Source organism: Corallococcus llansteffanensis, from assembly GCF_003612055.1.
GTDB classification, from domain to species: domain Bacteria; phylum Myxococcota; class Myxococcia; order Myxococcales; family Myxococcaceae; genus Corallococcus; species Corallococcus llansteffanensis.
The window spans coordinates 1-4,159 of the sequence record NZ_RAWB01000742.1; the positions used below are offsets into that span (position 1 = coordinate 1).

The 4,159-nt window shown below is 70.5% G+C and carries 2 protein-coding genes; both read right to left on the bottom strand.

What is annotated here, in order from left to right:
- The coding region (locus D7V93_RS39325; RefSeq protein ID WP_147451579.1) for a Tex family protein at positions 1 to 2,190 on the bottom strand (2,190 nt) is incomplete at its 3' end.
- A gap of 54 nt (positions 2,191 to 2,244) precedes the next feature.
- Positions 2,245 to 4,159 (bottom strand): glycosyl hydrolase family 28-related protein (locus D7V93_RS39330; RefSeq protein ID WP_120648179.1); only part of this gene is annotated, 1,915 nt, incomplete at its 5' end.

The window sequence follows — 4,159 nt, forward strand, 5'->3', positions numbered from 1 at the left end:
CCCGCCCACCGCGGGCTTCCCGGACGCCTGGGGCGCCCCGCCCTCCTGCAGCGCCTTCACGGACAACGCCAGACGCTTGCGCGCCAGGTCCACGGTCAGCACCTTCACCGTCAACCGGTCGCCCACCTTCGCCGCCTCCGACGCATCCTTGATGAAGCGCGTGGACAGCTGCGACACGTGCACCAGCCCGTCCTGATGCACGCCCACGTCCACGAACGCTCCAAACGCAGTCACGTTCGTCACCGTGCCCTGCAACACCATCCCCTCCTTCACGTCCTCCAGCGAGCGCAGGTCATCGCGCGTCGCGTGCGCCGTGAAGTCACCGCGCGGGTCGCGGCTCGGCTTCTCCAGCTCCGCCAGGATGTCCTTCAGAGTCAGCTCTCCCAGCTCCGGTCCCAGGTAGCGCTTCGCTTCAATCTTGCGCACCAGCGCGGCGTTGCCCACCAGCGAGGCCACGTCCACGCCCAGGTCCTTCGCCATCCGCTCCACCACGGAGTAGCGCTCCGGGTGCACCGCGCTCGAATCCAGCGGCTCCGGCCCTCGCACGCGCAGGAAGCCCGCCGCCTGCTCGAACGTCTTCGGCCCCAGGCCGCTCACCTTCAGCAGCTCCCGCCGCGTGGTGAAGCGCCCCTTCGCCGCCCGGTGCGCCACCAGCTTCTTCGCCAATGACGGCCCCACGCCGGACACGTGCTCCAGCAACTGCGGTGACGCCGTGTTCACGTCCACGCCCACCGCGTTCACGCACGAGTCCACCACCTCGCCCAGCTTCTTCTTGAGCAGGCCCTGGTCCACGTCGTGCTGGTACTGCCCCACCCCGATGCTCTTCGGGTCGATCTTCACCAGCTCCGCCAGCGGATCCTGCAACCGCCGCCCGATCGACACCGCCCCGCGCAGCGACACGTCCAGCTCCGGGAACTCCTCCCGCGCCACCTCCGACGCGGAATAGATGGACGCCCCCTGCTCGCTCACCGACACCACGGGAATCTGCAGGCCCAGTGCCTTCAGCGTGTCGCGCGTGAAGATTTCGGCCTCGCGGCTGCCCGTGCCGTTGCCCACGGCAATCAGCTCCGGCTTGTGCTTGCGCACCACCGCCTCCAACAACTTCGCCGCCCGCGCCCGCTCGTCCGCGCTGCGCTCCGAGTACAGCGTCGTCGTCTCCACCACCGTCCCCGTCACGTCCATCATCGCCAGCTTGATGCCCGTGCGGAGCCCCGGGTCCAACGCCAGCACCGCCCGCGCCCCGGCCGGCGGCGTCAAGAGCAGGTGCCGCAGGTTCTCACCGAAGACACCGATGGCGCCCTTGTCCGCGCGCTCCTTCAGCTCCGCGCGCAGCTCCGACTCCAGCGACGGCCCCATCAGCCGCTCCCACCCGTCCTCCACCGCCGCGCGCAATTCGCCCGCGAACAACGACTGCGGCCGGGTCACCACCCGCCCGGTGAACAGCCCCTTCACCTCGTCGTCCGGAAGGCCCAGCTTCACCTTCAGCACGCCCTCCTCCTCGCCGCGCAGCAGCGCGAGCACGCGGTGGGACGGCGCCTGGGACAGCGGCTCCTCGTGGCCGTAGTAGTTCTCGAACTTGGTCGTCTCGCCCTTCTTCGCCGGCACCACGTCCGAGCGCAGCGTGCCCCGCCGCGTGCACAGGTCGCGGGCCTCGCGGCGCAGCTTCGCGTCCTCCGCCACGCGCTCGGCGCAGATGTCGCGCGCGCCCGCCAGCGCCGCGGCCACGTCCGTGACGCCCTTCTCCGGGTCCACGTAGGGCTTCACGCGCGCGTCCACGCTCTCCCCGCGCTGCCCCTCCTGCTTCCACACCAGGTCCGCCAGCGGCTCCAGCCCCTTCTCCCGGGCGATGGCCGCGCGCGTGCGGCGCTTGGGCTTGTAGGGCAGGTACAGGTCCTCCAGCTCCGCGCGCGTGCGGGCCGCCTGGAGCGCCTTCGACAGCTCCGGCGTCAGCTTCCCCTGCTCCTCGATGCTGCGCAGGATGGTGTCGCGCCGCCCATCCAGCTCCGCCCGCTCCGAGGAGCGGTCGAGGATGGCCTGGATTTGAACCTCATCCAGGCCCCCCGTGGCCTCCTTGCGGTAGCGCGCGATGAAGGGGACCGTGCCCCCCTCCTCGTGCAGCGCGAGGGTCCGGTCCACCTGCTCCGGCTTGATGCCCAGCTCCTGGGCCAACGCGGCGGCATAGACGTGCATGGGCCCGTCTATACCCCGGTCCGCGCGCGTCTCCCAGAGACGCCGCGCCGCCTCCTACCGCCGGACGAGCCGGATGGCGTCCAGCGCCACGTTGTAGCCCGTGCTCGCCGCGTTCTTGCCCACCACCGTGAACGTGAGCGCCTTGGGCTCCAGGTCCGTGAACGTCACCGTCCCCAGCTCCACCTCCGCGTAGGCCGTGGCGCTGGCGTAGTCGTCCCGCGTCCCGCCCACCACCACGCCGCCCACATCCAGCTGGTACTGCCCGCGCGCGCTGTTGCGCTTGGTGCGCACGCTCACCGCGAACGTGCCCACCGTGCGCGGGTAGAGCGTGTACGTCACCTTCGCGCCCACGGCGCCCGTGTTGTGGTAGCGCAGGCCACCCAGCTCCGCGCCTGTCTCCACGGCCGTGGACGACACGTCCCCGGCGCTCGTCGGCTTCAGGTTCTCCGCCTGGTACACCAGCGCCTGCGCTTCGTGCTCCACCGCGCGCCCCAGGCGCTTCTGCACCTGATCCACGTAGAGCGACTGCGGCACCAGCTCATTGCCGGACGTCGCCACCTCCGCCAGGTCCGCCGGCGCCGTCTTGGTCGTTACCGACACGTCCACGGCCGTCGCGCTGCCACGCACGCCAATCACATACCCCTGCCCGTACTGCTGCGAGCGCACGATGCTGGTACCCCCGTAGGCCGGGGGCTTCGCCCCATTGGTGTTCCAGAACACGCTCTGCGTCGTGGTGACGCCGTGGCTCGTCGTGCCGTAGGGCGTCCGGTCCGCCGCCTCGAAGCGCTCCTGGTAGAGCGTCGTGTTGTCGACGAGGTTCGCCGCGCTCAGGTGCATGTGGAAGTCGGACACCTTCTCGCCGTTGGACGCCCGGTTGTTGAACAGCACGTTGCCGGTGGTGTGCATGGAGCGGAAGTCGAAGTTGTGCCGCCCGCCAAACGCCACGCTGTCCTTGATGAGGCTGTCACTGCTCCGAATCGAATACAGGTAGCCGTTTCCGCCACCGCCCTTGTACTGGGGCTTGTCCATCTCACACGCATCCACGGTGACGTTGCGCGAATAGTTCAGGTCGATGCCGTTGGACAGCAGGTGCACGTCCTGCGTGTTGGACGGCGGCCGGTAGGAATTGACGCCGCGGATCCACCCGTCCACCACGTGGTTCATCAGCACCGCCGTCGCCTCGTGCATCGCGTACGCGCCCGTGCCCGGCACGGTGTAGTCCTCCTCGCCCGTCCCGGGCGTGGGGTTCTCCCGCATGCCAATGGACAGGTGCTCGATGCCCACCTCCGACAGGTGCGCGGGGATGCGGTACACGCGCGCCGCGTCGCGCAGGAGCAGCCCCTGGCGCAGCGGGATGTCCAGCGTCAGCGTCCGCGTGGCCGCGTCCACCGCCACCACCTGCCGGTAGAAGGAAGGCCCGGGCAGCGACGTCCACGTGGTGCCCATGTTGAGCTCCTCGCTGCGCGCCGCCGTCAGGTCCGCCCGCACCACCACCCACGTCCCCACCGCGTAGCCCGTGACGCTCGCCACCTGCACGCGCGTCGCTTGGTTGGGCGCGTCCTGGGTGAGCGCCGTCGCCCCCGTCGCCCCGGACGTCCAGGACACGGAGGACTCGCGCGGGGCCACCATCACCACCCGCTTGCTGCGCATGTCCGTCGCCGCGTTGTAGAGGAACGTCGCCGTGGCGCCCTGCCCCCGCAGCACCACGTTGCTCTTGCCGATGTACAGCGCGGACGCCTTGCCCGTGGGCGGCGCCACCCGGTACGTGCCCCGGGGCAGGTACACCACCCCGCCGCCCGCCACGGCCCCCGCGTCGTCAATGGCCTGCTGCAACACCGCCGTCACATCCGACGCGCCCGTGTTGTCCGCGAAGTACGGCGCCTGCGTCACGTCCAGCACCCGGTCCATCCGCACCGGCGGCTCCGCCTGCCGCAGCCGGTAGCCCGCATAGGAGAAGTCATGCAGGAAC